This is a genomic window from Methylobacterium sp. E-045 (genome assembly GCF_022829685.1).
Taxonomy (GTDB): Bacteria; Pseudomonadota; Alphaproteobacteria; order Rhizobiales; family Beijerinckiaceae; genus Methylobacterium.
Map to the genome: position 1 here is coordinate 22,428 of NZ_JAKSYE010000075.1, position 25,043 is coordinate 47,470.

Sequence of the window (25,043 nt, forward strand, 5' to 3'; positions counted from 1 at the left end):
CCGGATGCACCTTGGTGTGCATCCGGTGAGTGGAGGCGAAGTCGAAGCGAGGGTGACTCACCGTCGGCTGCCGCCTCGTGGCGCCGACGACGGGGTCGTCGCCCCCCTCTCCCTCAATGCGCCGCGATGCGGCGGCTGGGGACGATGTCATTGGCGATGACTTCGCCGAAGGGGCCGTTGTTGCGGGCGTTGCTCGGGGGGACGCCGGTGGTGGACCGCAGGGGAAGCTTCGGGAAGACCAGCTCGGCGAAGCGGTAGGCCTCCTCCAGATGCGGGTAGCCCGACAGGATGAAGCGGTCGATGCCGAGGTCGATGTATTCCTTCATCCGGTCGGCCACCTGATCGGCCGAGCCGACGAGCGCCGTACCGGCGCCACCGCGCACGAGGCCGACGCCGGCCCAGAGGTTGGGCGAGACTTCGAGCTTCGAGCGGTCGCCGCCATGCAGCGCCATCATCCGGCTCTGGCCCACGGAATCCTGGCGCTTCAGGGTCGCCTGCGCCCGCGCGATGGTCTCGTCGTCGAGACGCGAGATCAGGTTCTCGGCCGCCGCCCAGGCCTCGCCTTCGGTCTCGCGGACGATGACGTGCAGACGGATGCCGTAGGAGAAGGTTTTTCCCTTCCGATCGGCGGCTTCCTTCGCCTTCGCGATCTTCTCCGCCACACCGGCGGGTGGCTCGCCCCAGGTCAGGTAGACCTCGCAATGCTCGGCCGCGACCTCGATGCCGGCCGGCGAGGAGCCGCCGAAGTACAGGGGCGGATAGGGTTTCTGGACCGGCGGGAAGATGACCCGGCCGTCCTCCACCTTGAGATGCTTGCCTTCGTAGCTCACCGTCTCGCCGGACATGAGCCCGCGCCAGATGTGCAGGAACTCGTCGGTGACGACGTAGCGCTCGTCATGGTCGAGGAAGACGCCGTCGCCGCGCAGTTCCACCGGGTCGCCGCCGGTGACGACATTGATGAGCAGGCGCCCGTCCGAGATCCGGTCCAGGGTCGCGGCCATGCGCGCCGCCATGGACGGCTCCTGCAGGCCGGGACGGACCGCCACGAGGAAGCGCAGGCGCTTCGTCAGGGCGGCCAGGGCCGAGGCGATGACCCAGGAATCCTCGCAGGAGCGGCCGGTGGGCAGCAGCACGCCGTAATAGCCGAGCTCGTCGGCAGCCTGCGCGATCTGGCGGAGATAGGCCAGCGACACGTCGCGGGCCCCCTCCTGCGCGCCGAGGTAGCGGCCGTCGCCGTGGGTGGGGAGGAACCAGAGGACGTCGGTCTCTGCGGTCATGGGATGCTCCTGGGGTTGTGCCGGTGGGATCGCGCGCGTCCGGGGATCAGACCGGGGCACGGTCCTTCAGCAGATGGTCGAGGATGCGGCCTTCCAGGCGCGCGAGTTCGGGGTCGCCGCGCCGGCGCGGGCGGGGCACGTCCACGGTCAGGTCGAGGGCGACGCGGCCCTCCTCGACAACGAGGATGCGGTCGGCCATGGCCGCCGCCTCGGCGACGTCGTGGGTGACGAGGATGGCGGTGAAGCCCTGGTTGCGCCAGATCCGCTCGATCATGTCCTGCATGTCGATGCGCGTCAGAGCGTCCAGTGCACCGAGGGGTTCGTCCAAGGCGAGCAGGCCCGGGCGGCTCACGAGGGCGCGCGCCAAGGCGACGCGCTGGCGCTGGCCGCCGGAAAGGGTCGCCGGCCAGTTGCCGGCCTTGTCGGTGAGGCCGACCTCGGACAGCACGCCGGCGGCCCGCTCGCGCCGTTCCTGGCGCCGCCCGGCCCCGCCGAGACCCACGGCGACGTTGTCGACGACCCTGGCCCAGGGCAGCAGGCGCGGCTCCTGGAACATGATCCGCTTCGTGGCCGAGCGCGCGCCCTGGTTCTCGAGGTCGATCCGCCCGGAGCTCGGCTGTTCGAGCCCGAGGATCAGGCGCAGCAGGGTGCTCTTGCCGCAGCCCGAGCGGCCGACGATGGCCACGAACTGACCAGCCGGGATGTGGAGGTCGAGCCCCTCGATCACCCGATGGCCGTCGAAGGATTTCGACAGGCCGCGCAGGGTGACGGCGACCCCCGTACCCGTACCCGTACCCGTGCCCGTGGTGGGTGCGGGGCGCGTGGCTTGGCGGGCCTGGGGAACGACGGGAACCTCGCGGGGCGGCACGAGGGCGGCATCGGGCGCGCGCAGCAGGGTGGAGGCGGTCATGGACGTCGTCCGTGGGGTTGATGGAAGAACGGGGGCATGTCGCGAGGCCCCTCAGATGTTCCGGTAGGCCGGGTTCCAGGCGAGGAACGAACGCTCCAGCAGCCGGGTCAGGGTGTCGGCGATCTTGCCGAGGAGGGCGTAGATGACGATGGCCAGCACCACCACGTCGACCAGCATGAACTCGCGCGCCTGCATCGCCATGTAGCCGAGGCCGGAGGAGGCCGAGATCGTCTCGGCGACGATGAGTGTCAGCCACATGATGCCGAGCGCATAGCGCAGGCCGACGAAGATCGAGGGCAGCGCGCCGGGCAGGACTACCCGCAGGAACAGGGTGGTGGGCGACATGCCGTAGACCCGGCCCATTTCCACCAGCTGCGGGTCCACCGAGCGGATGCCGTGGAGGGTGTTGGCGTAGATCGGGAAGAACACGCCGATGGCCACGAGGAAGAGCTTCGCCTCCTCGTCGATGCCGAACCACAGGATCACCAGGGGGATCAGCGACAGGTGCGGGATGTTGCGCACCATCTGCAGGGTCGTGTCGGTAAGCTTCTCGGAGAGCTGCGACAGCCCGTTGGCGAGCCCGAGGGCGAAGCCGATGCTGCCGCCGATGAGGAAGCCGACGGCTGCGCGCAGGAAGCTGATCCAGAGATTGCTCCAGAGCTCGCCAGTCCGGCTCGCCTGCCAGCCGGCGGCGATCACGTCCGAGGGGGCGGGCATGAATCGGGTGGAGACGAGGCCGGTGGAGGCCGCCGCCTGCCAGCCGGCGATGATCGCCACCGGCACGAGCCAGGGCGTCAGGCGGCCGAGGATGTCGGAACCGAAGGTGCTCTGCCGTGACATGATCCAGCCCTTGCTGACTTATCCAATCGGCGGACACCCGCCGCCGCGCCGTCGCGCGGGCAGACGGTGATGAGGTCCGCTCACCACCGTCTGGATTCAGGCCTCGAGGCGATCGCCGACCTGGGCGTCTCCGGACCGCGTCCCCGATGCGGCCGGCCGATTGGCCTATCGACTCGGGGCGGCGAAGGCGGCGGCCGGTGCCGTGTCATGGGAGGCGGCAGGCTTCGCCCGCGCCCCGAGCAGTGCCGCGAGCTGGCTCGCCGCGTCGGACACCCGCGCCCGCACGCCTTCGTCGGTGAGAACACCGTCGGAGAAATCCGCGTCGCTGCCATAGACGGAGGTCGGGACGGTCTGCGCGCTGAAGAAGCCGAAGAGGGGGCGCAGGGAATGCTCGACGACGAGGGCATGACGCGCCCCCCCGCCCGTGGCCGAGAGCACGACCGGCTTACCCGCGAGCGCCGCCGGATCGACGAAGTCGAACAGATGCTTGAACAGGCCGGTATAGGCGCCCTTGTAGACCGGCGTCCCGACGATGAGCGCATCGGCGTTCTCGATCGCCTCCAGGATGCGCCGGGCCGGCAGCGAGAGCTGATCGCGCGACCAGGCCGCGCCAAGCCCGGTTCCTGCATCGACCACGTCGAACAGGCGGATGTCGGCGCGCAGCCGCGCGCCGGTCGCCTCGGCCACCGCCTCCACCAGCGCCCGCGTCTTGGAGGGACGCTGCAGGTTGGCGCTGAAGCCGACGATGCGAGGAAGCGGGCCTGAAAAAGAGCTGCCTTGAAGAGACATCGAGCGCCTACCGATCGGGTTCGGGAATGCGCCGGAGGCATCCATCCGAACGAGCCGTCCGGTCATGGAATGCCCCTCGGCATCGTTGCCGAACTGTGATCGCAGCGGCGATCCGGGTCAACGAAACGTGCTTTTAAAAGAACGGGACGTGGGAGATTGGTCTTCGGTAAGACGTCTCCGTAGGAGATGAAACTTTCGACTTGGCAATTTCTTGCAGAAATTGCGGTCGATCGGCGGGGCTGGCCCGGAACAACCCTTCTCGCGAACCGGACTAGGTTCGGCAAACCGAACGACTCGAGGAGCTAGACCAGGGCGTCGCCATGGCACGATTGCTGGACGATGGGCTGGAAGGCCCGCAGGAGCGGCATGTCGAGCTTGCCCGTCATGCCGAGCATGATCGCATGGGCCTCGGCATGCGGGAGAGGCTTGCGATAGGGCCGCCTCTCGGTGAGGGCGGAGTGGATGTCGCAGATCGTCACGAGACGGACGAGATCCGGAATCGCATCGCCGGAGAGGCCGGCCGGGTAGCCGCTGCCGTCGAGCATCTCGTGATGATGCCGGACCACGTCGAGCATGGAGGCATCGAACCCCTCCTGCCGGGCGAGCATGTCGGCGCCGGAGGCGGCATGCGAGCGCATGATCGTCATCTCGTTCGCGGTCAGGGCGCCGGGCTTGTTGAGGATGGCGAGGGGGATCTTTGACTTGCCGATATCGTGCAGCAACGCGGCCTTGGCGAGGCGCTTCCGGTCCGCCCGGGGAATCTTGAGGTGGAAGCCGAAGGCCGCGGCAAAGCCGGCGACGCTGAGGGAGTGCTGGTAGAGCAACTCGTCGTAGCGTCCGATCACCTCAAGCCACGCGCGAATGCCACCCTCCGAGACGGCTTCCAGGATGACGTCGGTCCCGGCATCGGCCTCCTCGGAGGAGACCGGCCGATCGGTTTGCGCCGCATGGAACAGGTCCGCCACCACGGAGCAGGCGCGGAACGCCTTGCCTTCCAACGCGGCGGTCTCGCGGGCGTGGCGCGTCCGCAGCTTCTGGCCGGCCTCGATGAGGATGAACAGGAGGGAGAGAATGGTCGGACGCGGGGTGTCGGCCGCCGTGACGCGCAGGGCCGGATTCGCCTTGTCCGAGATGTGGGCGGGCGCGTTGGTGAGGACGAGGCAGGGCACGCGCAGGGCGAGGAGACGGACCACCCAGGATGCCGCCACGCCGTCACGGGGATCCAGATCGATGACGGCGACGACGGGGAGGATGGCGGGAACCGACTGGTCCCCGAGAACGCTGCGGCAGGGCAGGATGGTGGTGATGGCGCGCGCCAGCAGTCTCACCCGGTCCGGTCGATCCGATACGATGAGGACGGACTTGTCTTGTGTCACGATCCGATCCGCTTCAGACCAGGAAGGTCTGCGTCCGTGCTCACACACTTGCGCACCCGCAAGGTTTACAGAAACAAATCCCTATAAATTGTTTCTTTCCGCAGAACGAATGCACCGCGGTCCGATCTATCATCGACACCTTGGACCGGGATCGCTCCCCTGTCGGAACCATGTCGCGGCCTCACCTAATCCTGTCGCCCTGGTTAACTGGATGGAACGAAATTTGCCTGCAGTCCGCCGGATCCCGCGGCAGTAACCGTCCTTAAAGGCATTCGGGTTAGTGCGGGCGGGCCAGTGAAGGTGGGCGCTCACCGCGCGGCACCTTCCGCCATCGGGAGGGTGGATGCTTTGCTCGCGCGGGACTTCAAATCCTTCTTCGAGACATCGAAGCGTAATGGTGTCATTCTCTCGTTCGGCGGAGACATCTCGGAGAACGTCCTGTTTTCCCTCGGCGAAGTCCTGAAGCTTCGGATGATCCAGGGTGAGACGGACGCGACCATCGCCAAGCGAGTCTTCTCGATCTTTGTCGAGCAGGCGCAGAACATCATTCGTTATTCGGCCGACAAGCTCCCCGCGGACGGGACCTCCTGCAGCATGATCAGTGCGGGAATGATCGTGGTCGGCGTCGAGAACGCACGCTTCTTCGTCGTGTGCGGCAACGAGGTTCCCAAGGCCGATGCCGCCATCCTGCATGAGCGATTGGACCACATTTCCGGCATGTCCAGCGAAGAACTCAAGCGCTTCTACCGCGAGAAGCTGCGCCAGGCCCCCGATGAAGGTAGTCTGGGAGGCAGCATCGGGCTGATCGAGATCGCCCGCCGATCGAGCGCACCGGTCGAGTTCGAATTCCACGACCTCGGCGGCGAGCGCAGCCTGTTCTGCCTCAAAGCCTTTATCTGACGGCGCCCCAGCGATGGACCGGATTCAGATCCCAGCGACCCCCCGTTCCCCGGAGGTGGATTTCGACTTCGCTGCCGGCCGTTTCAGGCTGAGCGGCGAGTCGTATCCGGAGGATGCCGCGGCCTTCTTCGGTCCCCTGCTCCATGCCCTGCGGACCCACCTCGCCGCGTCGAGCTCTGATCCGATCGTGTTCGAAGTCGCCCTGGTCTATTTCAACAGCTCCAGCGCCAAGGGGCTGATGAACCTGTTCATGCCCCTCGAGGACGCCGCCGGCGAAGGCCGTGGCGTGACCATCCGCTGGGTCTATGCCGAGGGCGACGAGACCATCGCCGAGGCCGGAGAGGATTTCGCCTCCGACTTTTCCCACGCACGGTTCGATCTCGTCGAGACCTCGCGGGCGGGGAACTGACACGGATGAAGGTCAAGCCTGAGGTCGTTCCGCAGATCGACCCTTCCCCCCTCGTCGGCGAAGCGTTCAGCCTGTACGACACCGAGGAAGCGGTCCTGGTGAAAACCGATGGGATGCTGGCCGGCCTCGCCCAGGTGGCGGTCGGCGTCCAGCAACTCGCCGAAGCCTACCGCCGCAGCTATGACGAGCAGCGCCGCCTCGTGAGGTTGAGCGACCGGATCCAGCTCGACCTGCAGAGAGCGAATCGCCGCCTCGCCGAGCAGCAACGCGACCTCCAGGCCCTCAACGAGGCGCTCTCCGGCGAGATCGAGCATCGGACGCGTCTCGAAGCGAAGCTGAGGAGCCTCGCCGATACGGACGACCTCACCGGCGCGGTGAACCGACGCCGCTTCATGGAGATCAGCCGGCGTGAATGGCTGAGATACGAACGCGACGGGATTCCCGCCTGCCTCCTCATGGCGGACCTCGACCGGTTCAAACGCCTCAACGACGAATTCGGCCATGCCGCCGGGGACGCGGCCCTCATCTGCTTCGTCGAGACCTGTCGGAGGCGCCTGCGCAAGGTGGACGTGGTCGGCCGCATGGGCGGCGAGGAGTTCGCGATTTTGCTCACCGAGATCGAAGCCGATGCCGGGCTCGCGGTCGCCGAGGACCTCTGCCGGCTTGTCGATGAGACAGGCGTGGAATGGCCTGGCGGACCGCTGGCGCTCTCCGTCAGCATCGGCGTCGCGGCCATCGAGGGAACCGAAACCTTCGAACAGACGCTCGGCCGGGCCGATGCCGCGCTCTATGCCGCCAAACATGCCGGCCGTGGCTGTGTCCGCTCGTTCCGCGGCTCAATCCGGGGCGCACCGCCGCCATGACCTCCGATCCGGCGGCCGACAAGGCATCGCCCGTCATCGGCTCGCCCGCCCGCAAGCGCTCCCTGAGGGGGGGTGGTCCCCTGCGCGGCGACGATTTCCTGGACCTCGCCGGCTTCACCGACGCTTCGGCATCCGCCCCCGGCACGATGCGGCCGGGGGCGCTGCGCGGCTCCGCGCGGGGGCGCGACCTCGACAGTCTCGCACATACCCTGTTCCTGCGGATCTACCCGGTGATCGCCATCGTGGTGCTGGTGACGCAGGTCGGCATCGCCTGGGTGAACTACACCGACAGTCTCAGGCTCTATACCGAACGGGCGAACCTGCTCGTCACCCTCACAGCCCAGGCCATCGCCCGGCCGGGTTGGAGCGAGCGGCCGGACGTCTACACGACGCAGATCCAGGCACTGACCCTCGATCCGGCATTCCGCTTCGTCCGCGCCTGGAACGCGGAGGGTGGCCTGGTGATGTCCATCGGCGAGATGCCGAGCGGACGCAGCATCGAGCTCATCCGTGCCTCCGCCGCCGTCACGGTGGCGGAGCGCGCGGAGCCGGTGGGACGTCTGACGCTGGGACTGTCCACCGAAGCCCTGCGCAGCAGCGCCGAGAAGCAGGCGCTGCTGGCGGTGGGGGCAACCCTCGTGCTGATGCTCGCTTTCGTGCTGACCCTGCATGCCAATGTCCGCAAGCACGTCCTCGCCCCCCTGAAACGACTCCTCCTCGCCATGCGCGAGGTCGAGCACAAGCGTTGGTCGATTGTGGAGTTCGACGGTGCCGTGCGAGCCAGCAACGAGATCGACGTGATCTCCTCGGCCTTCAACCGCATGGTGGAGGGTCTGCGTGCCGGCGACGAGGCGAAGCAACTCCTCGCCGACCTCGAACTGGCCCATGCCAAGCTCGCCGACGCCAACCACCAGGTCATGGAAAGCATCGGCTACGCCCGCCGTATCCAGACCTCCGTCCTGCCCGACCGGATGGCGCTTGCCGGTGCCGGCCTCGACGTCGCCGTTCTGTGGGAGCCGCTGCATCAGGTCGGCGGCGACTATTTCTGGCTGGAACGCCTCGGTGATGTCAGCATCATCGTCGTGGCCGATTGCACCGGCCACGGCGTGCCGGGCGCGTTCATCACGCTCATCGTCGCCACCGCCCTCGACCGCGTGCTGCACGAGCGCGGCCTGCGTTCGCCGGCGGAGATCCTGGCGGCCCTCGACGAGATGGTCCGTGCCCAACTGCGCCAGGACGGGCGCGGTTCGGATTCCGACGACGGGCTCGATTGCGGCGTGTGCATCTGGGACCCGGAGGCGAGGCGCCTGACCTTTGCCGGCGCCGGCCTCTCGCTCACCACCGTCACGGATACGGGGGTGAGCCGCATCAGGGGGGCGAAGCGCGGGCTCGGCTACCCGCGCCATGGGAGCGAGCGGTTCAGCACCGGAAACGTCACCCTGGATGTGACGCCGGGCGACACCTTCTACCTGATGACCGATGGCGTCACCGACCAGATGGGAATCCACGGGACGCAGCGCCAATTGCTCGGGCATCGCGGTGTCGCGGATATCCTCCTGCGCACCCGCGAGGAGGAACTCGGCCTGCAGATCGGGACACTGGAAGCCGAGCTTGCGGCCTATCGCGGGTCCGAGGGGCGCCGGGACGACATGACCCTGGTGGCGTTCCGGCCAACCTGCCGTGTTTGATCCGCCTCCGAACGGGGGCCATCGTCGCACGGTGCGCTGGCACACGCAAAACCACAGGGCAATTCGGCACTCTCGCAGCCTGCCATTCGGAAGATCGGGTCGCGACGCCTCAACCTTGCCGTCATGATGGACGAGGAAGGTTGGTATTCAGGGTGCGATCTTCGTTTGCCTCTGCAGCGTCTCTCCACGTTCCCAAGAGTCGAGATCGATCATGACACGCTTCCTTGCCGCGTCCGTCTGTCTGGGCCTGCTTGTCGCCCTGCCCGTCCAGGCACAGCCATCGAACACGGCGCAGCAGCCGGCCCCCAAGCGCATGACCACGGCCATGGGTGTGACAAAGCCTCCGACGTCCACCTACAACCGGGCCTCCACCGAAAGCGACATGCTCAAGGCGCAGAAGGTCTCCGCCGCCCGCGACAAGGCCTGGGACCGGAAGATGCGGACCACGATGGGCTCGATCTGCCTCGGCTGTTGAGATCGGAGCCCGCGAGGCTCGGTCGATGATCCGGTTCGAGGGCGTTTCCCGCCGTTTTGCCGGGGCGGATCGACCGGCCGTCGACGGGATCGACCTCGACATCGCCGAGGGCACGACCTGCGTCCTGATCGGCCCGTCCGGCTGCGGAAAATCCACCACCCTGCGCATGGTCAATCGGCTCGTGGAACCGGATGCCGGGCGCGTCCTCCTCAACGGACGGGACGTGGCGGAGGTCGATCCGGTGCGGCTACGACGGGGCATCGGCTACGTGCTGCAGGGCATTGGCTTGTTTCCGCACAGAAATGTCGCCGAGAACGTCTCTACCGCGCCGCGCCTCCTGGGCTGGACGCGCGCCCGGATCGCGGATCGCGTGGACGAGATGCTCGCTCTCGTCGGCCTCGATCCTAAGGATTACCGCGACCGCAGGCCCGACGAACTCTCCGGCGGTCAGCGCCAGCGCGTCGGCGTCGCCCGCGCTCTGGCGGCTGACCCTGCCGTTCTCCTCATGGACGAGCCCTTCGGCGCCGTCGATCCCGTTGCCCGTAGCCGGCTACAGAGCGAGATCGGAACAATCCTTCGCCGGCTTAGAAAGACCGTCATCATCGTCACCCACGACATCGACGAGGCGATGCGGATGGGTGATAGCGTCGTGCTGATGCGCGAGGGGCGGATCGCCCAGGCCGGTACGCCGGACCGCCTCCTCGTCGCCCCCGCTGACGCCTTCGTGAAAAGCTTCGTCGGCGAGGACCGCGCCCTGCGCCGTCTGGCGCTGACGGAGGTCGGGACGGTCGCGGTTCCCGGCGAGGCGGAGAATGCGCCGAGCGTCGCTGCCGAGACGTCGTTGAAAGACGCCCTGGCATTGCTCCTCTCGACCGGCGCCGATCACCTCGCGGTCACGGGGAGCGGTGCCCCCGCCATCCTGACTCTCGCCGCCATACGGGACGCCGCGTCGCCACGGACCTGATCGCGCGTTCGTCCCGGCCGAGCGCACCGAGGAAGTGTACTCCTTTACTCCGCCGTGTCGGAGACCCGGAACGTCTCGATGCCCTGTCGTTCCGGATTGATCGCAGCGAGGGCACGCTTGGCCGTCTCGAGCGGATGCTCGGCCTCGATCCGCACCGAGGTCAGGTCCGGGCTCTTGTAGACGGTGACGATGGTGTCCATCACCTCGGTCAGCGTCGTGCGCTTGTCCTCAGGGGCCGCGATGAGAAGCTGCAATCCCCAGGCTTGGTAGAGGTCGACAAGGGCCTGCGAATTGCGCACGTCGAGCTTGGAGAAGGCCTCGTCGAGGAGACAGAGGCCGAGACCGGGATTCTCGTCGCCGGGCCGGTCGCCGGGGTAGTAGGCCGAGGCGAGCGAGGCGGCGATGGCCACGTAGAACGGCGCCTGCGCCTCCCCGCCCGAGCCGCGCAGGGCCCGGTTCGACATGGTGGTGCGGTTGCCCGCCTTGTCCCGCATACCGATCTCGTAGACGAAGTAGTTGCGGTAATCGGCGAGACGCGCCGCGCTCTCGTCCCCGGCGATGAGAGCCGTGATCTCTTCGATCGCGGCGGCGAGAGGCCCCGTGGGCGGGTCCCCGCCCTCCTCCGGCAGGATCGCCTGCGCCGCGTCGGCCGAGCGTGCCACCTCGGTGGCGAGCGCGTGGACGGCGGCGTAGCGGCGGTCCACCGTGGCCTCGAAGGCATAGGTCTGACCGGTGAAGGTCTGGGTGGAGAGCCGCTCGTTGAGGGCGTCGAGGCGGGTGCGGACCCGCTCGAACTTGTCGGCGAGGCGCGTGAGCAGGTCCTCTGTCATGAGCCGGCGCATCTCGCTCTCCGCTCGCACGGCCTGGTCGCGGTAGCGCCGCAGCTCGTGCCCCGCCACCTCGTCATGGGCGCGGGCGACCCAGGAAAATCCGAACGAGGCCGGGGCATCGCCGTTGCCGAGCGGATTCTCGATCCGCCACTGAACGCAGTATTCCGCAAGATCGCGCTCGGCGGCACGGCCTTGCGTGCGTGCCGTCTCCATCGCCTCGCGGGCGGCGCCGCGCGCCGCATTGGCCAAAGCCGCCAGTTCCTTGGACTCGAGGCCCGCCGCATCGGCCCGTACCTTGGCCACCGCCCGCGGGTCGAATCCATCCGGCCTGACGAGACGGATGCGGACGGAATCCCCCGCGATCCAGCGCGCATGGGCGGTGCGCCGTGCCTGGAGCGCGGCGCGGATCGCCTCCCGTGCGGTGGCGACCTTCGCCTTCAGGCCCGCTTCCTCGCCGAGCAGCCCGTCGCGCTTGGGCTCCAGTACCTGGACGAGTTCGGTGAGATAGGCCGATCGCTCCTTGGCGAGCTCCTTGATCTCGGTCTCCAGCGCGCCGGTATCGGCCTTCTCGACCGCCTCGCGCTCGGTGGTGAGGCTGCGCCGGCGCCCTTCCATGGCGTCCGCCTCCTGGCGCAGGGAGACGATGTCGAGATTCATCTCGGCGAGACGGACCCGCAGGATGGCGGCGATGCGGGCGGCCTCGCGCAGGACGCCGGCCTCGCCACGCAGGCGCCGCGCCTCGGCCACCGCGCGCTCCAGGTTCTGCCGGCTCTCCGCCGTGGGGCCGCGGCTGCCCCGCGTCATCATCAGCTGGACCGGCCGCACCACGGAATAGGCCATGCCCGAGGTGGAGCGGCCGCTCGGCGCCACCGCACGGCTCATATGGGCCAGGGCCGCGTCGTTGGGGGCAAGATCGTAGCCGCCGAGGCGCGCGGCGAGGAAGGCTTGAGCATGGGGATCGCGGGTCTCGATGAGCGAAATCGGCCCCTCGTCGTCGCGTCCTCCCCGGCGCCGGGCGGTATCCGTGGTCTTGACCAGCAGGCAGCGGTAGAACTGGCTCTTGCGGGCTTCGAGATGGGCGAAGGCCTCGCCCAGCCTGTCCGGCTCCACCACCAGGGCCTCCCGGGCTCCGCCGAGCAGGCCCTCCAGGGCCGGCCCCCATTTCGGATCGGTGATCTCGGCAAGCTCACAGATCGGCGTGGCCTCGATCCCGAGCCGGGCGAGCTCGTCGCGAAAGCCCGTCGTGTCGGAGGAGAGGCGGGCGCCCCCGGCGCGGCCGGTGCCGATTTCGGCCGAGAGCGCCTGCGCCTCCTTCTCCTGGGCGCGGGCGCGAAGGGCCATGTCCTCGGCGGCGGTATCGAGGGGGGTCGCGATGTCGGGCAGGGCGGCGAGCATCTCGATCAGGCCACCGAGGGGGCCATCCGAGCGTAGCGATTCCTCGGAGGGCGCATCGCGGCGCAGGCCGGAGCGTGAGCAGGCGGCTACGATCCGGGCGGCGTCGATGTCGATCCGCTGGATCTCGGCGAACAGGGTGTTGAGCTTGCCCGCCTCCTGCACCATCCCGACGAGATCGGAGACGCGGGCGGAGAGGTCGCGCTTGTCGCGCGCCAGCATGGCGAGGCCGGCATTGGAGGCGGCGAGCCGCCCCTCCCCCTGGCTCCCGGCCAGCATCGCTTTCTTCCCTGCGATCTCCCCGTCGATCTCGCGCACGAAGCCCTGGCTGGTGGCGACGCTCTCGCGGGCGATGCGCAGGCGCTCGGCGACCTCACCGAGCCTGGAGCGGGCGGTCGCATAGTCGAGAATGCGGCGGCGCAGGTCGGCACCGGCGGCGCGCAGGTCGTCGAGGGCAGCCGAGAGGCTGGCCTCGGCCCAGATCTCGTAGCGCTTCAGGATTCGCCCGAGATGGGAGAGCCGGCGCTCCAACTCTTCGATCGTCTCCAGCAGGCGGCGCCAGTTCTCGACCGACTGGCGGATGCGGGCGACGTCCAGGGGCTCCGGTTCGAGCACGAAGGAGCGCACGAAGGCGGAGGAATCGAAGATCGGCTTGAACGCCACGGCGTTCGAGAAGGTGCGCAGGAAATGCCGCGGCTCCGGACTCGACGCCCCCTCGCGCATGAGCGCCAGCAGTTCGGTTGTGAAGCGCTCGCCCGACGAGCGGAATTCCTCGAATCGGTCGGCCTGGATACGCAGATCCTTGGCGATCTCCGGCCAGGGCGCGACGAAACTGCCCTCGGCGGTCTCACGCACGTAATCGGCGATCTCGAACCTGTGGCCGACCGCGATGAAGCGCGACAGCGTGGTCTCGCGGCTGTCCTCGGCACGGGCGGCGAGGGCGAGGCCTACAGAGACGGTGCGGCCGGTGGTCTCGTTCTCGAAGACCAGGACGATCAGGGTCTCGCAGGCCTCGCGGGTCGGGCGTCCGCCCTCGGCCGGGTCGCTGATCCAGCCGAGGCAGTAATCGCGGACCGTGCGGGCGCTGCGCCCGGAGGCGGAGGCGTTGAGCGCCAGCCGGCTGGCGTTGTTGCCGGCCAGCACCGTTCCGACGGCATCGAAGATCGTCGACTTGCCGGCACCCGTCGGCCCCACCAGGGCAGCCGCCCCCCGGATGCGGATCTGCTCGCGCCGAATCAGGTACCAGTTGGAAAGGACGATGTCGGTGAGGCGGTACACCGGTCGGGCGGCTCCGTGCGAGGCGTTTCGGTGGTCCGGCATGGACGCCGTCGGCCCGTGATGCAAGTCGGGCGGCGGCGTCGCCTCCTCCATGGGGGACGGATGCGTCCCCACGCCAAAATGTTTTCATGTGAAATCTTAACCATCGGTTCGCCGGCCCGGCGAACCGCATTCAGCCGTCGTCGTCGAGGCGCGCCGCGGCCCATGCGCGGACCTGATCCATCCAGGCATCGGGCGAGAGCACGGCAATCCCGGGAAGCAGCATCAGCGGCGTGATCTTCTCGGCCTTGTCGCGCTCGCCCAGACGCAGGGCCCCCTTGCGAGCGAAGAGGCGCAGGATCTCGGTAAGGCGCGCCTCCTCCGGCGCTTCGCTGCGGGCGGCGGTGCGGATCGATTCGGCGATGTCGTCGGTGGTGCATTCCACCACGCCGTCGGTGGTGACGCGGTGCGCACGCAGCCCCTCCTCGTAGGCGAGGCGCAAGGCGAGCAGGACGAGGGTCTCGTCCTTGCGCAGGCGCTCGGCCTGACCATCGTGGCGCACCCCGTCCGGGGGCACGCGCAGGAACACCATCTGGTCGCGGGGCGAGACCTCGAACCCGTATCCGAGGCAGGCGAAATAGCTCTTGAAGAACGGCGCGTAGTGCCGGGCGATCTCGTAGGAGCGCCCGATGCCGGGGGTATCGGAATAGACACACTGGCTCTTGAGCAGCACCTGGAGCGCCCGCGTCAGATCCTCCTCGGACGGCGCCCGCGCCCCCGGAGGCGGCGGCTCGTCGCCGTCGACGATGGCGCGGAAGGCCTCGATCATCCCGACAATCCATGAAGCGTCGAAGCGGAACACCCGTCCCGCCATGGCGCCTCGTTACCCGGATCGCGGTGCTTTCACAAAGGCCCGCCTCTCATGCCGCCTGCTGAGCCGCCTTGAACAGCGACAGGCACTGGGTGTCGCGATGCATGCTCAGGATCGAGGCGCGGTCGATGGACGGGTTCTCGGCGAGCACACGCTGGACCTCCGCCACGACCCGGTCGTAGCGGGAGGGGTCGAAGTTCCGTTCCAGCGGACTGACGGCGATGTAGGTCTCGACCACGAGCACGCGCTCGGATCTCTCCTTGCCCACCTCGACCGCGATCCAGGCGGACTTGATCAAGCATTTACCGGACGTCATCGGCGCAACTCCCAATATTCCCGCATCTTCGGCGGATCTTCGGCAAGCATGATCCTCCTTTCGATGTCTGCCAAGTCCGGACTCATCAATGTGATCAGGCAGAAGTCCCGGATCATCACCGTCTGCAACCGGATGCGGGACTCGTCCCCGATCAGGCGCCGCGCGGGCGGACCGCCGGGTTTCGTCGCTCCACCAGGAAATCCGGGCAGTCGAGCCAGCCGTTGGAGACGCGGCCCGCGACTCGCGAGAGGCGGTAGCGCGTGGTCAGGATGCCATCGAACAGCACGTCGATCTCGCGCAGGCGCTGGAACACCACGAACTCGTCGACATCCGCCACCACGATCTCGGAGCCCCGGATGGCGGGGCTCCCCCCGAGCTTGCGCTCGACGAAGGCAATGACGCGCTCCGGCGTCACCATCACCCGCTGGCGGAAGGCGTCCTTAGCCAGGATGAAGGCTTCGATGGCTGGATCGAGATGAATCTCCGGCAGTGGCTCGGACAGGATCGCTGCGCGCCGCAGGCGGGGGGTGTAGAGATGCGGCTCGCCGATGGGCGGACGCAGGAGCGAGACCTCGGCGGAGGGAGCGGTCTCGGACCATTCGGCGGCGCCCACCGCCCGCAACGCCGCGGCGGTGCGCTCGATCCGGTCGGAATCGCGATGATCGGTGTAGCGCAGGGCCGCCGCGATCCGGCGCTCCAGGCGTGCCACAATATCGGCCACCGCGTCGAGATGCCGGTCGAGCCCCTCGAAGATCGAGAGGATCTCGGCGAGGTCCGCCCGCACCGCCCGCTCCGCGAGGGACAGGTCGGGCGCCCTGCCCTCGCGCAGGCCCGCCTCGGCCAGGGCCCGGAGGGTGAGGTCATCGCGCAGCGCACGGCCCGCCTCGCGGACGATGCCGGAGCGGAACCGGAATGGGTTCAGGCGGGTGTGCAGGGTGCGGTAGTCGCTAACGAGATGGCGCGCCACGAACTCCTCGAAATAGAGGCGGAACGCGACGCCCTGGTCTTCCTCGCGCAGGATCCGCTCCTCGATCTTGCGCATGGAGCCGGCGAGGCTGCGCAGGTGTCCGAGGAAGGCGCGCGAGGCCTTGGCCGCGTTGACAAGAGCCTCCGAGCGCTCGGCCGGGTTGGTCACGGCGCTTTCCAGGCTGCCCAGCACCTCCAGCACCGCGCCGCCATAGGAGCGGGTCTCACCCCGGTCGAGACGGGCGAGTTCTTCGATGACGAGGCGGGCATCCGGATCGAAATCGACCACCGGCACGTAGCGCTCGCGCCGTTCCACCAACCAGCCGGCATCGAGAAGCCGCCGGTAGACCGCCGAGCGTCGCTCCACCGGATCGACCGGCGTCGCTTCGTCGTCGGCGATCTCGCCCTGGGACCAGTCGGCGGAGAAATCGCCGATGGAGGCGAGCAGCTCGCTCTTGCGCAGGGGGTCGGTGGTCTCGGCGAACACCCTGGCATGCAGATGCAGCAGCAGAGCCGCGTTGAAGGCCCGGCTCGGCGAGGCAAGCGGCTTGAACAGATCGTCGAGGAGGCGGGTGAACAGCATGGCGGCGCGGGCGAGGACAGCCCGCGCCGCGGGCCGGAGTCAATCGACCGGCCGCAACGGCCTGTGTGCCGGACGCGACCTCGCCTTGTAAGGGCGGGCCGACGCTCTACAACCCGCGGCAGCGCGTCCGGATGATGCCGGAGAAATCCTTCTCGGAGGTCTGTACTTCGGCGAGCTTGGCGGCGCGCTCGGCCCCCGACAGGCACCGGCCGTAGACGCTGGCGACCCGGCGCATGGTCTCCACATGGCGGCGCCAGACTCGGCAGCGGTTGGCATCGTCGCCATCCGCCTGCTCGAGCTGGTCGATGGCCTGACGCTGCATCGAGTTGGCCACGAGCACGTCGCGGGCGCAGGTCACGTCGGCCCGCGCCGCCGTCAGCGACAGGACGAAGCCCGCCATCGCGACCGCCACCAGCGCTCGCTCAGCCCTCACGTTCATCGGGATCATGCCGCCTCGGATTTCGTAGGCTGGGTCAGGAGCGCATAGAGGGCGCTGGCATCCCTCGCAGCCCGGATCCGGTCGAGAACCCCCGGCTCGCGCAGGAGCCGCGCCACCTGGGCCAGGGCCTTGAGATGCTCCGCGCCCGCACCCTCCGGGGCGAGGAGGAGGAAGGCGATGTCGATCGGCTGACCGTCGAGGGATTCGAAATCCACCGGCCGCTCCAGCCGTGCCACGAGGCCGAACAGCCGGTCGAGGCCCGGAAGCTTGCCGTGGGGAATGGCGACGCCGTCGCCGATACCCGTGGAGCCGAGGCGCTCGCGCTGCTGAAGGGTCTCGAAGACCTCACGCTCGTCGAGAGCGGGAAGCTGGCGCACCGCATGGGCGCTCAATTCCTGAAGGATCTGCTTCTTCGCGCGGGCGCGCAGAGAGGTGACCACGGAATCCGGACTGAGGAATTCCAGAATCGGCATGAAGGACCATCGCCCCATCGGCGGCGACCCACCGGCCACCGCTCGTCTACATTAGCGCTGCGGATGCGTGGTCCCCACGCATCCCGAGGCGGCCGATGGTCGGCACGCGGCCGGCAGAGCGCGTTAAGCTGCCGCCTCCGGCGGGTCCACCCAACCGATCGCTCCGTCACTGCGGCGGTATACGACGTTGATGCGGCCGGTACCAGCGTGAACGAACACGATCACCGGTGCTCCCGTGAGGTCGAGGGCGGTGACCGCCTCGCTCACCGAATGGCGCTTAAGCGCCTTGGTACTCTCGGCGACCACGGGCGGGTGAGCCTCTTCGTCCTCGGAGAGATCGTCGTCGGTCGCCTCCTCCTCCGCGTCGCTCGGCGCGGCGAAAACGGCGTAGGCCGCCTGGACGGTGGCGCCCTCGTGCAGGGCAGCGCCATGATCCTTGAGTCGGTGCTTGTAGCGCTTCAGACGCTTCTCGAGCTTGTCCGCCGTCTGCTCGAAGCTCGAATGGGCGTCGTGCGAGGCGGCTGACGCTTCGAGCGTCAGGCCCGAGACGAGGTGAAGCACGCAATCGGTACGGTAAGCCGTCCCATCCCGTCGAAGCGTCACATGTCCGGAGCAGGTGCCGTTCATGTGGCTGTCGAGATATTTCGACAAGGTGGCGGCCATTCGCTCTTCGACACGCCCGCGAAGGGCTTCGCCGAGGTCCAGGCCGTGGCCTGTGACGCGCAATGACCCCATGTATCCTCCGGTTCTTGTTGCGTTCGGCAGGCGAGTAAAGGAGCCCCGGGAAGAGAAGTCAACGGAATGGCGAGCCGGCTTGGCACGGCTGGTGACAGGCGGGAGAGCCTGACGCGTCCGCCGACGGGCAGACGTCATCCGCGGAACGCATCCGCCCTTAGCGGGCGTAGGCGAAATGCTCGCGGCGGCGCTCGATGGATGAAGGGATGCGCAGGGATTCCCGGTATTTCGCCACCGTGCGCCGGGCGATGTCGATGCCCTCGTCGCGGAGCTTCTGGACGAGGGCGTCGTCCGAGAGCACGTCACCGGTCGCCTCGCCATCCACGAGCTGCTTGATGCGGTGACGCACGGCCTCGGAGGAATGCGAGGCGGTGCCCGCCGCCCCCGGAATGGCGGCGGTGAAGAAGTACTTCATCTCCAGCGTACCCCGGCTTGTGCCGATGGATTTGTTGGAAGTGACCCGCGACACCGTGGATTCGTGCATGCCGATGGCCTCGGCGACCGTCTTGAGGTTGAGGGGGCGCAGATGCGCCACGCCGTTCACGAAGAAGGCGTCCTGCTGGCGCACGATTTCGGAGGCGACCTTGAGGATGGTGCGCGCCCGTTGCTCGAGGCTGCGGGTGAGCCAGTTGGCGGTCTGCAGGCATTCGGACAGGAACGCCTTGTCGCCCTCTGCAGACGCCCCGCGCGAGACGCGGGCATAGTAGCTCTGGTTCACCAGCACGCGGGGCAGTGCCTCGGCATTGAGCTCCACCAGCCAGGACCCGTCGGACGCCGCCCGCACGAAGACGTCGGGGATCAGCACCTCAACCGCGCGCGAGCCGAAGGCCCGGCCGGGCTTCGGGTCGAGGCGGCGCAGTTCGGCCAGCATGTCCACGAGATCCTCGTCGTCGACGCCGCAGAGCCGGCGCAGACTTGGAAAATCGCGCTTGGCCACAAGGTCGAGACGGGAGACCAGGGCCTGCATCGCCGGATCGAACCGGTCCCGCTCGCGCAGTTGCAGGCTCAGACATTCGGCGAGATCGCGGGCCGCGATGCCCGGCGGGTCGAAGGTCTGGATCAGCTTGAGCACCCGCGCCACCGAATCGAGGCTGGCGCCGAGGCGCTCGGCCACCTCGTCGATGGATTCGCGCATGTAACCGGCATCGTCCACCGCATCGATGAGAAAGCCGGCGATTAGCCTGTCGCCGGGATCGCGGGTGGCGAGGTCGAGTTGCGCGCTGAGATGCTCGCGCAGGGAGACTTCCGAGGTCAGGGTCGCCTCGAAATCCGGCGCCTCGCCGTCGAAGCTGCCGCCACTATTGCCGTAGGGCGCGGGGGTCAGGGTAAGCATGTCGCCTGAAGCCGCCTCGCGGGCATGGCTCGGATTCTCGTCGGAGAAGACGTTGTCGAGGCGGGTGTCGAGGACGCTCTCCATCTCGGCGCCGCTGGCAGTGAGCTCGGTTGCCATCCAGTTATCGGGCTCGGCCGAATCGAAATCGCCATCTCCGTCGCCCGGGGCGTCCGGTGCCGGCTCCGTACCCACGCGATCACCGTCCGCATCGCCTTCGACGCGTTCCAAGAGAGGGTTCCGCTCCAGTTCGGCATCGACATAGGTCGCGAGGTCGATCTGGGAGAGCTGAAGAAGCTTGATCGCCTGGAGAAGCTGTGGCGTCATCACCAGGGCTTGGCCCTGACGCATTTCCAGCCGCTGCAGCAAACTCATGGTGTTGCCCCGACGCCGTCAGATGAGCCCAGCCGAACGCGCACAGAACCCTACGTCGCTCGGCATGAATGTTGCTTCTTCTTGTCTTCGCACATGTCTATCGCCATCTCGCGCCGCCGTCAAAGTACGAAGCGCGTGATTCCCGGCGGCGTGCCGCAGCGCAGCATCATGAGCGCCGGCTCCGGACGGGGGCCGTTCTGCCCGCCTAGCTACAAATCTTTGATATTAAACGAAAAATTCCATCGCTTCGCCAGTGGGCATGTCCGCGACGTGAATCGACATGCACAAAACGCATGCATTTCGCAGAAGACATGAGATCTGGCGACAAATGAGGCAGTGGATGAGGAAGGCTTGGCGATGACGGAATTTCAACCATCGCCGGGGGCCATCTCCGAAGCGGCGACGTGAGCATGGCAATCGCCTCATCTCGCTGAACGCCGAATGCAAGACGTGTCAGAGCGTCCCGGCCGGGCGATGATTCGCGGGCCTCGAACCCTATCGGTGACCGAGGTTCCGGTGTCTCTCACAAAACTCCCGTTGCGCCGCCGTGCCCAGAGCGAGGACCGACCGTGACAGGGAGTTTCGTGAAGCATCCCTAGAGGCGGAAATCCTCGCCGAGATAGAGCCGCCGCGCATCCTCGTTGGCGACGATCTCGGCCGGCGTGCCCTCCGTGAGGATACGGCCGGAATGGGCGATGTAAGCGCGGTCGATCAGGCCCAGCGTCTCGCGCACGTTGTGATCGGTGATGAGGACGCCGATCCCGCGCTGCTTGAGGTGCTTCACCAGATCCTGGATGTCGCCCACCGCGATGGGGTCGATGCCGGCGAACGGCTCGTCAAGGAGCATGAAGCTCGGCGAGGTCGCCAGGGCGCGGGCGATCTCGCAGCGCCGCCGCTCACCGCCCGACAGCGCGATCGAGGGCGATTTGCGCAGGCGCGCGATGTCGAATTCCTCGAGCAGCGAATCGAGCTTGCGCTCGCGCTCCTTGCGGCTGGGCTCCACCACTTCGAGCACCGCGCGGATGTTGTCCTCCACCGACAAGCCGCGGAAGATCGAGGCTTCCTGCGGCAGGTAGCCGATGCCGAGGCGCGCGCGCTGGTACATCGGCAGGTGAGTGATCGGCAGACCGTCGAGGCTGATCGAACCGCGATCGGCCGAGACGAGACCGGTGATCATATAGAAGATCGTGGTCTTGCCCGCGCCGTTGGGGCCGAGCAGCCCTACGGCCTCACCGTTGCGCACGGTCAGCCCGGCCTCGTGCACTACGGTGCGCGCGCCGTAGCTCTTGCGCAGGCCCTCCACGTGGAGGATGCCCGGACCGCCGCCATTCCCGGACAGGTCCGTCCCCCCGGCCGCCGGCCTGCCCTTGCCGCGCGCGAAAAGGCGCGACAGGAGCGACGGCGGACGTCCCGGTCCGCCGGAACCGGCGATGCGCGGGCTGATCGGGTCTGGCACCGAGGCCAACGACGGAGCGGAGGTCAATTGGCCTGCGCTCTCGGTTTCGAGGCAGGTTTGTCGGCACTGGCTTCGGAGGGCTTGGGCGCGGGCTTGCCCGCAGTGCTCGCCGGCTGGGCACAGCCCTTCGCGCCGCCCTTGGCGGCCTCTTCCTTCTGTGGCACGAACATCGCCGAGACGCGGCCACCGGCCACCGGGTCCATGTTCGCCCGGCCGGTATTCATGTCGTAAACGAGGCGACTGCCCCGGGTGACGTTCTGGCACTGGCTCAGCACGACGTTGCCGGTGAGCACGATGCGCTTGGCCTCCTGGTCGAACACGGCGTTGTCGCCGGTGGCGACCTGATCGTTCTGCACCACGGTGACGGGGCCGGCGCATTCCACTTTCTGGATGCCGTTTTCGGCCATGCCCGCGGGTGACTTGGCGGCATCGGCGGCGGGCGCGGGAGCGCCGGGCTTGGCATCCTTGCTGCGCTTGTAGTGCACCGTCATCGTCGAACAGCGGATCGTGCTGTCGCCCTGCACGGCCACGACATTGCCGGCGAAGATCGCCTTGTTCTCGCGGTCGAACACGTCGAGCCGGTCCGCATCAATCTTCACGGGTTCCTTGCCGCCGCTTGCGCCGAAGGTGCTTCCGGGAGCGGTCGGCTTGTTCGCTTTCGCGGCGGCGGGCGCCGGAGCGGTGCCCGACGGGATCTGTGCCATCGCGCTTCCAGCTGCGAGGAGGCCGCAGAGGGCGAGCGTGGAGACCAGCGTGAAACGGTTCACCGGTGTGCCTCCCCGTCCCGCGGCTCGGCGGCGGAGGTGAGGATGCGCGGCGATTTCACGTCGGACCCGGTCTCGGATCTGGATTCGACGGTCCGGTCCTCGGACTTGTCCGATCCGTGGAACACGGCGTGCACGTTGCCGATGAAGGAAATGACGCGGCCGTTGTCGATCAGGTCGAGGCCGTCGGAGACCACCGTGCCCGTGGGAAGCGTCACGGTGACGACCTGATCGGACTTCACCGTCCCGGCCTTGAAATCGATGGCGGCGGTCTGGAGACGAATGTCTTCGCCCTTGTCGGTCCACAGCTTGATATCGCGTTCGAGGGACAGGGTCTCGCGCGCCGAATCGAACAGACCGCCGGCGGCCTCCATATGGGCGAGCCCGCCCGAATCGTCGGTGACGAGATGGCCCTTCATGGCCTGGAGTTCGATCAGCGTCGGCTTGCGCACGTCCTGGAAGGCGGCGGTGGCGATGACCTCGTAGCCCCGGTTGTCCTTCCGGAAGCCGGAGAGACGTGGGTTCTCCATCTTCACCTTGGTGCCCGACAGGGTGACCGGCCCCATGGTGACGGCCGGGAGGACGCTGCCGAACGGGTTGAACAACGTCACCACAGCAAGGGCGACGATCGCGGCTCCGGCCGACAGGGGAATGAGACGACGCAGGTAGCGCACCTGCGTGCTGTGGTTGCGAGCGCGCGCATGGGCACGGTGACGGCGCGCATCCGCTCCCGATCCCGTCGTCCCTGTCGCGTGGATGGCGTCGACCCCGTGCATGGTGATGATCCGAGCCGCTCCGCCTGACCGATCCAACGTGAAACCGGCAGGTTGCGCCCCGCAACATGCCACGTCTCGCCCATCATGGGTCGAGCCGTGCGAGCCAGCCTCACCTATGGTCCAGCGCCGGATGCGCGCGGCCGATGGCGAAGTTGTGGCCGTGCCGCAACCTTATGGGCGGAGCGTTGAGGAATCATCAATCGGTCGGGATCGCGGCGGCACGATCGATGTGCGCGGCCGCACCGTCGCGATAGGCCGCACAGGACGCCGCGATGGACGTGCCCGATGGGCCGGAGCCCGGCGCCGATCAGGTATGGGCGAAGATGTCGGTCTCGGCCCACCCTTCGAGATCGAGGAGGGAGCGGGTCGGCAGGAAGTCGAAACAGCGCCGCGCGAGATCCGTGCGTCCCTCACGGGCGAGCATCGCGTCGAGGCGGGCGCGAGCCGCATGCAGATGCAGCACGTCGGAGGCCGCATATTCCACCTGCGCCTGGCTTAGGGACTCGGCGCCCCAATCCGAGGATTGCTGCTGCTTGGACAGGTCGACGCCCACGAGTTCTCGGACCACGTCCTTGAGGCCGTGCCGGTCGGTATAGGTGCGGGCGAGCTTGGAGGCGACCTTGGTGCAGTAGACCGGCCCCGGCATCACGCCGAAGGCCCTGAAGAGCACGGCGAGGTCGAACCGGGCAAAATGGAAGATCTTCGTCACCGCCGGATCAGCCAGCACGCCCTTGAGCCTGTCGGGCGGCGCGGAACCGGGCACGATCTGCACCACGTCGGCAGTGCCGTCGCCGCGCGAGATCTGGACGACGCACAGCCGGTCCCGATGCGGATTGAGCCCCAGCGTCTCGGTGTCGATGGCGATGGCGGCGCCCGGCACGTAATCGGCCGGGAGGTCGCCGCGATGGACGCGGATGATGGGCTGGGGAGGCATCGGGCTTATGTCTTCTGGCGGGAAACCGGGGTCTCGGGCCGCGTAACACCGTGCCCCCCGGCGAACAACCCGGCACCGGACCGGTGCCGGGCTGCCGCGCTGAAGGGTTACTTCTGCTTGGCGATGACTTTGTCCTTGATCCCGTCATAGACGCCCTGGGTGAGGATCTTCTTCGACACGAGCTGATCCTTGCCGTGATAGGGGCGACCCTTGACGATCGCGGCCGAGCGCGCCGCACCGATGCCGGGGAGAGCCTCGAGTTCGGCGGACGAGGCGCTGTTCAGGTCGATGAGATCGGTCTTGGCCGCCGGCGCGACGGGGACAGCGGGCTTGTCAGCCGTCGGCTTGGCCGGGGCGGCCGGAGCCGTAGGCGCCTTCGGTGCGGCGGTGGGAGGGGTGGAGGTCGAGGGGTTTGGCGCCTGGGCGACGGCGGGAGCCGCCGCGAGGCAGCTCAGCACGGCCAGGGTGCGGAGCAGAGATGTGGTCATGCGAGATGAAGTCACGGCAATCTCCCGAGATGCGGCGGCGCAGTCTTCGTTGAGGCGTCTCCGTATTCGCAGGTAGGACACGACGGTTGAACCGGCGCTTAACGAGGCTTCACAGCCTCGCGAGCCCCGCCGCGAACCCGGGCCGGCTGTCCCCCTTGCGGATCGATCGGCGTTTTTCCGAAAGTCCGCCCCCGGGCGGCTCTAGCCAGACGGCCGATGTGCCGCTATACAGCCGCCATCGAATCTCCGTTTGAACACGGTGCCGAGGTTGCCTCTTCCCTCGCGGGGCGGCGCCCGTGCACCCTTTTTGTCGTAGCAGGACTACCCATGGCCGTTCCGAAGCGAAAGACCTCCCCCTCGCGGCGCGGCATGCGCCGGTCCGCCGATGCCCTCAAGGCTCCGACCTATGTCGCCGACAAGGATTCGGGCGAGCTGCGTCGGCCCCACCACATCGATCTGAAGACCGGCATGTATCGCGGTCGCCAGGTCCTCAAGGTGAAGTCCGCCGAGGCCTGATTTGTTCGCTTCGTCTACGTTCCAGCGCAGGGCTGGGACGGGATGATGTCT

At 68.0% G+C, this 25,043-nt stretch carries 25 protein-coding genes; 7 read left to right on the forward strand and 18 right to left on the reverse strand.

Annotated features, from left to right (window positions below):
• Positions 1-113: 113 nt before the first annotated feature.
• The 5 genes from ssuD to MKK51_RS10960 all read right to left on the reverse strand — a co-directional run bounded on the left by ssuD (position 114) and on the right by MKK51_RS10960 (position 5,192).
• On the reverse strand, positions 114-1,277 hold the full coding sequence (ssuD, locus tag MKK51_RS10940; protein WP_243977041.1) for an FMNH2-dependent alkanesulfonate monooxygenase: 1,164 nt from the start codon (positions 1,275-1,277) through the stop codon (positions 114-116).
• A gap of 46 nt (positions 1,278-1,323) precedes the next feature.
• Positions 1,324-2,187 (reverse strand): ATP-binding cassette domain-containing protein, encoded by an 864-nt coding sequence (locus tag MKK51_RS10945; RefSeq protein WP_243977043.1) that lies wholly within the window; start codon positions 2,185-2,187, stop codon positions 1,324-1,326.
• Positions 2,188-2,238: 51 nt separating this feature from the next.
• A complete protein-coding gene (gene ssuC / locus MKK51_RS10950; RefSeq protein ID WP_243977045.1) occupies positions 2,239-3,027 on the reverse strand; it encodes an aliphatic sulfonate ABC transporter permease SsuC in 789 nt (262 codons plus the stop codon).
• A 165-nt stretch (positions 3,028-3,192) separates the two neighbouring features.
• Complete coding sequence (msuE, locus tag MKK51_RS10955; RefSeq protein ID WP_243977047.1) at positions 3,193-3,816, reverse strand: FMN reductase; 624 nt, start codon at positions 3,814-3,816, stop codon at positions 3,193-3,195.
• A 302-nt stretch (positions 3,817-4,118) separates the two neighbouring features.
• Positions 4,119-5,192 carry an HD-GYP domain-containing protein gene (locus MKK51_RS10960; protein WP_243977049.1) on the reverse strand — a complete coding sequence of 358 codons (1,074 nt, stop codon included), beginning with the start codon at positions 5,190-5,192 and terminating at the stop codon, positions 4,119-4,121.
• A 339-nt stretch (positions 5,193-5,531) separates the two neighbouring features.
• Between MKK51_RS10960 and MKK51_RS10965 the strand changes: the two genes are divergently transcribed.
• The 6 genes from MKK51_RS10965 to MKK51_RS10990 all read left to right on the forward strand — a co-directional run bounded on the left by MKK51_RS10965 (position 5,532) and on the right by MKK51_RS10990 (position 10,491).
• Positions 5,532-6,092 carry a SiaB family protein kinase gene (locus MKK51_RS10965; RefSeq protein WP_243977052.1) on the forward strand — a complete coding sequence of 187 codons (561 nt, stop codon included), beginning with the start codon at positions 5,532-5,534 and terminating at the stop codon, positions 6,090-6,092.
• A gap of 13 nt (positions 6,093-6,105) precedes the next feature.
• Positions 6,106-6,501 (forward strand): DUF1987 domain-containing protein, encoded by a 396-nt coding sequence (locus MKK51_RS10970; RefSeq protein WP_243977053.1) that lies wholly within the window; start codon positions 6,106-6,108, stop codon positions 6,499-6,501.
• A gap of 5 nt (positions 6,502-6,506) precedes the next feature.
• Positions 6,507-7,364, forward strand: a complete 858-nt coding sequence (locus MKK51_RS10975; protein ID WP_243977054.1) for a GGDEF domain-containing protein — start codon at positions 6,507-6,509, stop codon at positions 7,362-7,364.
• Complete coding sequence (locus MKK51_RS10980) at positions 7,361-9,052, forward strand: SpoIIE family protein phosphatase (RefSeq protein WP_243977056.1); 1,692 nt, start codon at positions 7,361-7,363, stop codon at positions 9,050-9,052. Before MKK51_RS10975 ends, MKK51_RS10980 begins: the two co-directional genes overlap by 4 nt.
• A 211-nt stretch (positions 9,053-9,263) precedes the next feature.
• Entirely contained in the window at positions 9,264-9,527 is a 264-nt protein-coding gene (locus MKK51_RS10985; RefSeq protein ID WP_243977058.1) for a hypothetical protein, read from the forward strand.
• A gap of 25 nt (positions 9,528-9,552) precedes the next feature.
• Positions 9,553-10,491, forward strand: a complete 939-nt coding sequence (locus MKK51_RS10990) for an ABC transporter ATP-binding protein (protein WP_243977060.1) — start codon at positions 9,553-9,555, stop codon at positions 10,489-10,491.
• A 44-nt stretch (positions 10,492-10,535) separates the two neighbouring features.
• Here the strand turns inward: MKK51_RS10990 and MKK51_RS10995 are convergent, their stop codons facing one another.
• The 13 genes from MKK51_RS10995 to MKK51_RS11055 form a co-directional block, all read right to left on the reverse strand.
• A complete protein-coding gene (locus tag MKK51_RS10995) occupies positions 10,536-13,991 on the reverse strand; it encodes an SbcC/MukB-like Walker B domain-containing protein (RefSeq protein WP_243977062.1) in 3,456 nt (1,151 codons plus the stop codon).
• 172 nt (positions 13,992-14,163) lie between these two features.
• Positions 14,164-14,799, reverse strand: coding sequence for a DUF4194 domain-containing protein (locus tag MKK51_RS11000; RefSeq protein WP_243977064.1), 636 nt, complete (start codon positions 14,797-14,799; stop codon positions 14,164-14,166).
• 91 nt (positions 14,800-14,890) lie between these two features.
• Positions 14,891-15,157 (reverse strand): hypothetical protein, encoded by a 267-nt coding sequence (locus MKK51_RS11005; protein ID WP_027171305.1) that lies wholly within the window; start codon positions 15,155-15,157, stop codon positions 14,891-14,893.
• A 151-nt stretch (positions 15,158-15,308) separates the two neighbouring features.
• The gene (locus MKK51_RS11010) at positions 15,309-16,706 is read right to left on the reverse strand and encodes a Wadjet anti-phage system protein JetA family protein (protein WP_243977066.1); all 1,398 of its coding nucleotides are present in this window, start codon (positions 16,704-16,706) and stop codon (positions 15,309-15,311) included.
• Between the two features lie 106 nt (positions 16,707-16,812).
• Positions 16,813-17,106 carry a hypothetical protein gene (locus tag MKK51_RS11015; RefSeq protein WP_243977317.1) on the reverse strand — a complete coding sequence of 98 codons (294 nt, stop codon included), beginning with the start codon at positions 17,104-17,106 and terminating at the stop codon, positions 16,813-16,815.
• 44 nt (positions 17,107-17,150) lie between these two features.
• Positions 17,151-17,618 (reverse strand): PTS IIA-like nitrogen regulatory protein PtsN, encoded by a 468-nt coding sequence (gene ptsN, locus MKK51_RS11020; RefSeq protein WP_243977068.1) that lies wholly within the window; start codon positions 17,616-17,618, stop codon positions 17,151-17,153.
• A gap of 123 nt (positions 17,619-17,741) precedes the next feature.
• Complete coding sequence (gene hpf, locus MKK51_RS11025) at positions 17,742-18,353, reverse strand: ribosome hibernation-promoting factor, HPF/YfiA family (protein ID WP_243977070.1); 612 nt, start codon at positions 18,351-18,353, stop codon at positions 17,742-17,744.
• A gap of 157 nt (positions 18,354-18,510) precedes the next feature.
• Positions 18,511-20,058: an RNA polymerase factor sigma-54 gene (rpoN, locus tag MKK51_RS11030; RefSeq protein WP_243977072.1), complete on the reverse strand. Its 1,548-nt coding sequence runs from the start codon at positions 20,056-20,058 to the stop codon at positions 18,511-18,513.
• A 595-nt stretch (positions 20,059-20,653) separates the two neighbouring features.
• Positions 20,654-21,502, reverse strand: coding sequence for an LPS export ABC transporter ATP-binding protein (gene lptB, locus MKK51_RS11035; protein WP_243977318.1), 849 nt, complete (start codon positions 21,500-21,502; stop codon positions 20,654-20,656).
• A gap of 35 nt (positions 21,503-21,537) precedes the next feature.
• Complete coding sequence (locus MKK51_RS11040) at positions 21,538-22,218, reverse strand: LptA/OstA family protein (RefSeq protein ID WP_279601080.1); 681 nt, start codon at positions 22,216-22,218, stop codon at positions 21,538-21,540.
• Positions 22,219-22,277: 59 nt separating this feature from the next.
• Positions 22,278-23,054, reverse strand: a complete 777-nt coding sequence (locus MKK51_RS11045) for a lipopolysaccharide-assembly, LptC-related protein (protein WP_243977076.1) — start codon at positions 23,052-23,054, stop codon at positions 22,278-22,280.
• A gap of 307 nt (positions 23,055-23,361) precedes the next feature.
• The gene (locus MKK51_RS11050) at positions 23,362-23,988 is read right to left on the reverse strand and encodes a ribonuclease D (RefSeq protein WP_243977078.1); all 627 of its coding nucleotides are present in this window, start codon (positions 23,986-23,988) and stop codon (positions 23,362-23,364) included.
• Positions 23,989-24,095: 107 nt separating this feature from the next.
• A complete protein-coding gene (locus MKK51_RS11055; protein WP_243977080.1) occupies positions 24,096-24,476 on the reverse strand; it encodes a ComEA family DNA-binding protein in 381 nt (126 codons plus the stop codon).
• 327 nt (positions 24,477-24,803) lie between these two features.
• Between MKK51_RS11055 and rpmF the strand changes: the two genes are divergently transcribed.
• Positions 24,804-24,992, forward strand: a complete 189-nt coding sequence (rpmF, locus tag MKK51_RS11060) for a 50S ribosomal protein L32 (RefSeq protein ID WP_018046018.1) — start codon at positions 24,804-24,806, stop codon at positions 24,990-24,992.
• Positions 24,993-25,043: the final 51 nt, after the last annotated feature.

Excerpts from the sequence above, each read along its gene's own strand:
- ssuD (WP_243977041.1), bottom strand. The coding sequence starts at position 1,277 with ATGACCGCAGAGACCGACGTCCTCTGGTTCCTCCCCACCCACGGCGAC.
- MKK51_RS10945 (WP_243977043.1), bottom strand. The coding sequence starts at position 2,187 with ATGACCGCCTCCACCCTGCTGCGCGCGCCCGATGCCGCCCTCGTGCCG.
- ssuC (WP_243977045.1), bottom strand. The coding sequence starts at position 3,027 with ATGTCACGGCAGAGCACCTTCGGTTCCGACATCCTCGGCCGCCTGACG.
- msuE (WP_243977047.1), bottom strand. The coding sequence starts at position 3,816 with ATGTCTCTTCAAGGCAGCTCTTTTTCAGGCCCGCTTCCTCGCATCGTC.
- MKK51_RS10970 (WP_243977053.1), top strand. The coding sequence starts at position 6,106 with ATGGACCGGATTCAGATCCCAGCGACCCCCCGTTCCCCGGAGGTGGAT.
- MKK51_RS10975 (WP_243977054.1), top strand. The coding sequence starts at position 6,507 with ATGAAGGTCAAGCCTGAGGTCGTTCCGCAGATCGACCCTTCCCCCCTC.
- MKK51_RS10980 (WP_243977056.1), top strand. The coding sequence starts at position 7,361 with ATGACCTCCGATCCGGCGGCCGACAAGGCATCGCCCGTCATCGGCTCG.
- MKK51_RS10985 (WP_243977058.1), top strand. The coding sequence starts at position 9,264 with ATGACACGCTTCCTTGCCGCGTCCGTCTGTCTGGGCCTGCTTGTCGCC.
- MKK51_RS10990 (WP_243977060.1), top strand. The coding sequence starts at position 9,553 with ATGATCCGGTTCGAGGGCGTTTCCCGCCGTTTTGCCGGGGCGGATCGA.
- MKK51_RS11000 (WP_243977064.1), bottom strand. The coding sequence starts at position 14,799 with ATGATCGAGGCCTTCCGCGCCATCGTCGACGGCGACGAGCCGCCGCCT.
- MKK51_RS11005 (WP_027171305.1), bottom strand. The coding sequence starts at position 15,157 with ATGACGTCCGGTAAATGCTTGATCAAGTCCGCCTGGATCGCGGTCGAG.
- MKK51_RS11010 (WP_243977066.1), bottom strand. The coding sequence starts at position 16,706 with ATGCTGTTCACCCGCCTCCTCGACGATCTGTTCAAGCCGCTTGCCTCG.
- MKK51_RS11015 (WP_243977317.1), bottom strand. The coding sequence starts at position 17,106 with ATGGCGGGCTTCGTCCTGTCGCTGACGGCGGCGCGGGCCGACGTGACC.
- ptsN (WP_243977068.1), bottom strand. The coding sequence starts at position 17,618 with ATGCCGATTCTGGAATTCCTCAGTCCGGATTCCGTGGTCACCTCTCTG.
- hpf (WP_243977070.1), bottom strand. The coding sequence starts at position 18,353 with ATGGGGTCATTGCGCGTCACAGGCCACGGCCTGGACCTCGGCGAAGCC.
- rpoN (WP_243977072.1), bottom strand. The coding sequence starts at position 20,058 with ATGAGTTTGCTGCAGCGGCTGGAAATGCGTCAGGGCCAAGCCCTGGTG.
- MKK51_RS11040 (WP_279601080.1), bottom strand. The coding sequence starts at position 22,218 with ATGGCACAGATCCCGTCGGGCACCGCTCCGGCGCCCGCCGCCGCGAAA.
- MKK51_RS11045 (WP_243977076.1), bottom strand. The coding sequence starts at position 23,054 with ATGCACGGGGTCGACGCCATCCACGCGACAGGGACGACGGGATCGGGA.
- MKK51_RS11050 (WP_243977078.1), bottom strand. The coding sequence starts at position 23,988 with ATGCCTCCCCAGCCCATCATCCGCGTCCATCGCGGCGACCTCCCGGCC.
- MKK51_RS11055 (WP_243977080.1), bottom strand. The coding sequence starts at position 24,476 with ATGACCACATCTCTGCTCCGCACCCTGGCCGTGCTGAGCTGCCTCGCG.
- rpmF (WP_018046018.1), top strand. The coding sequence starts at position 24,804 with ATGGCCGTTCCGAAGCGAAAGACCTCCCCCTCGCGGCGCGGCATGCGC.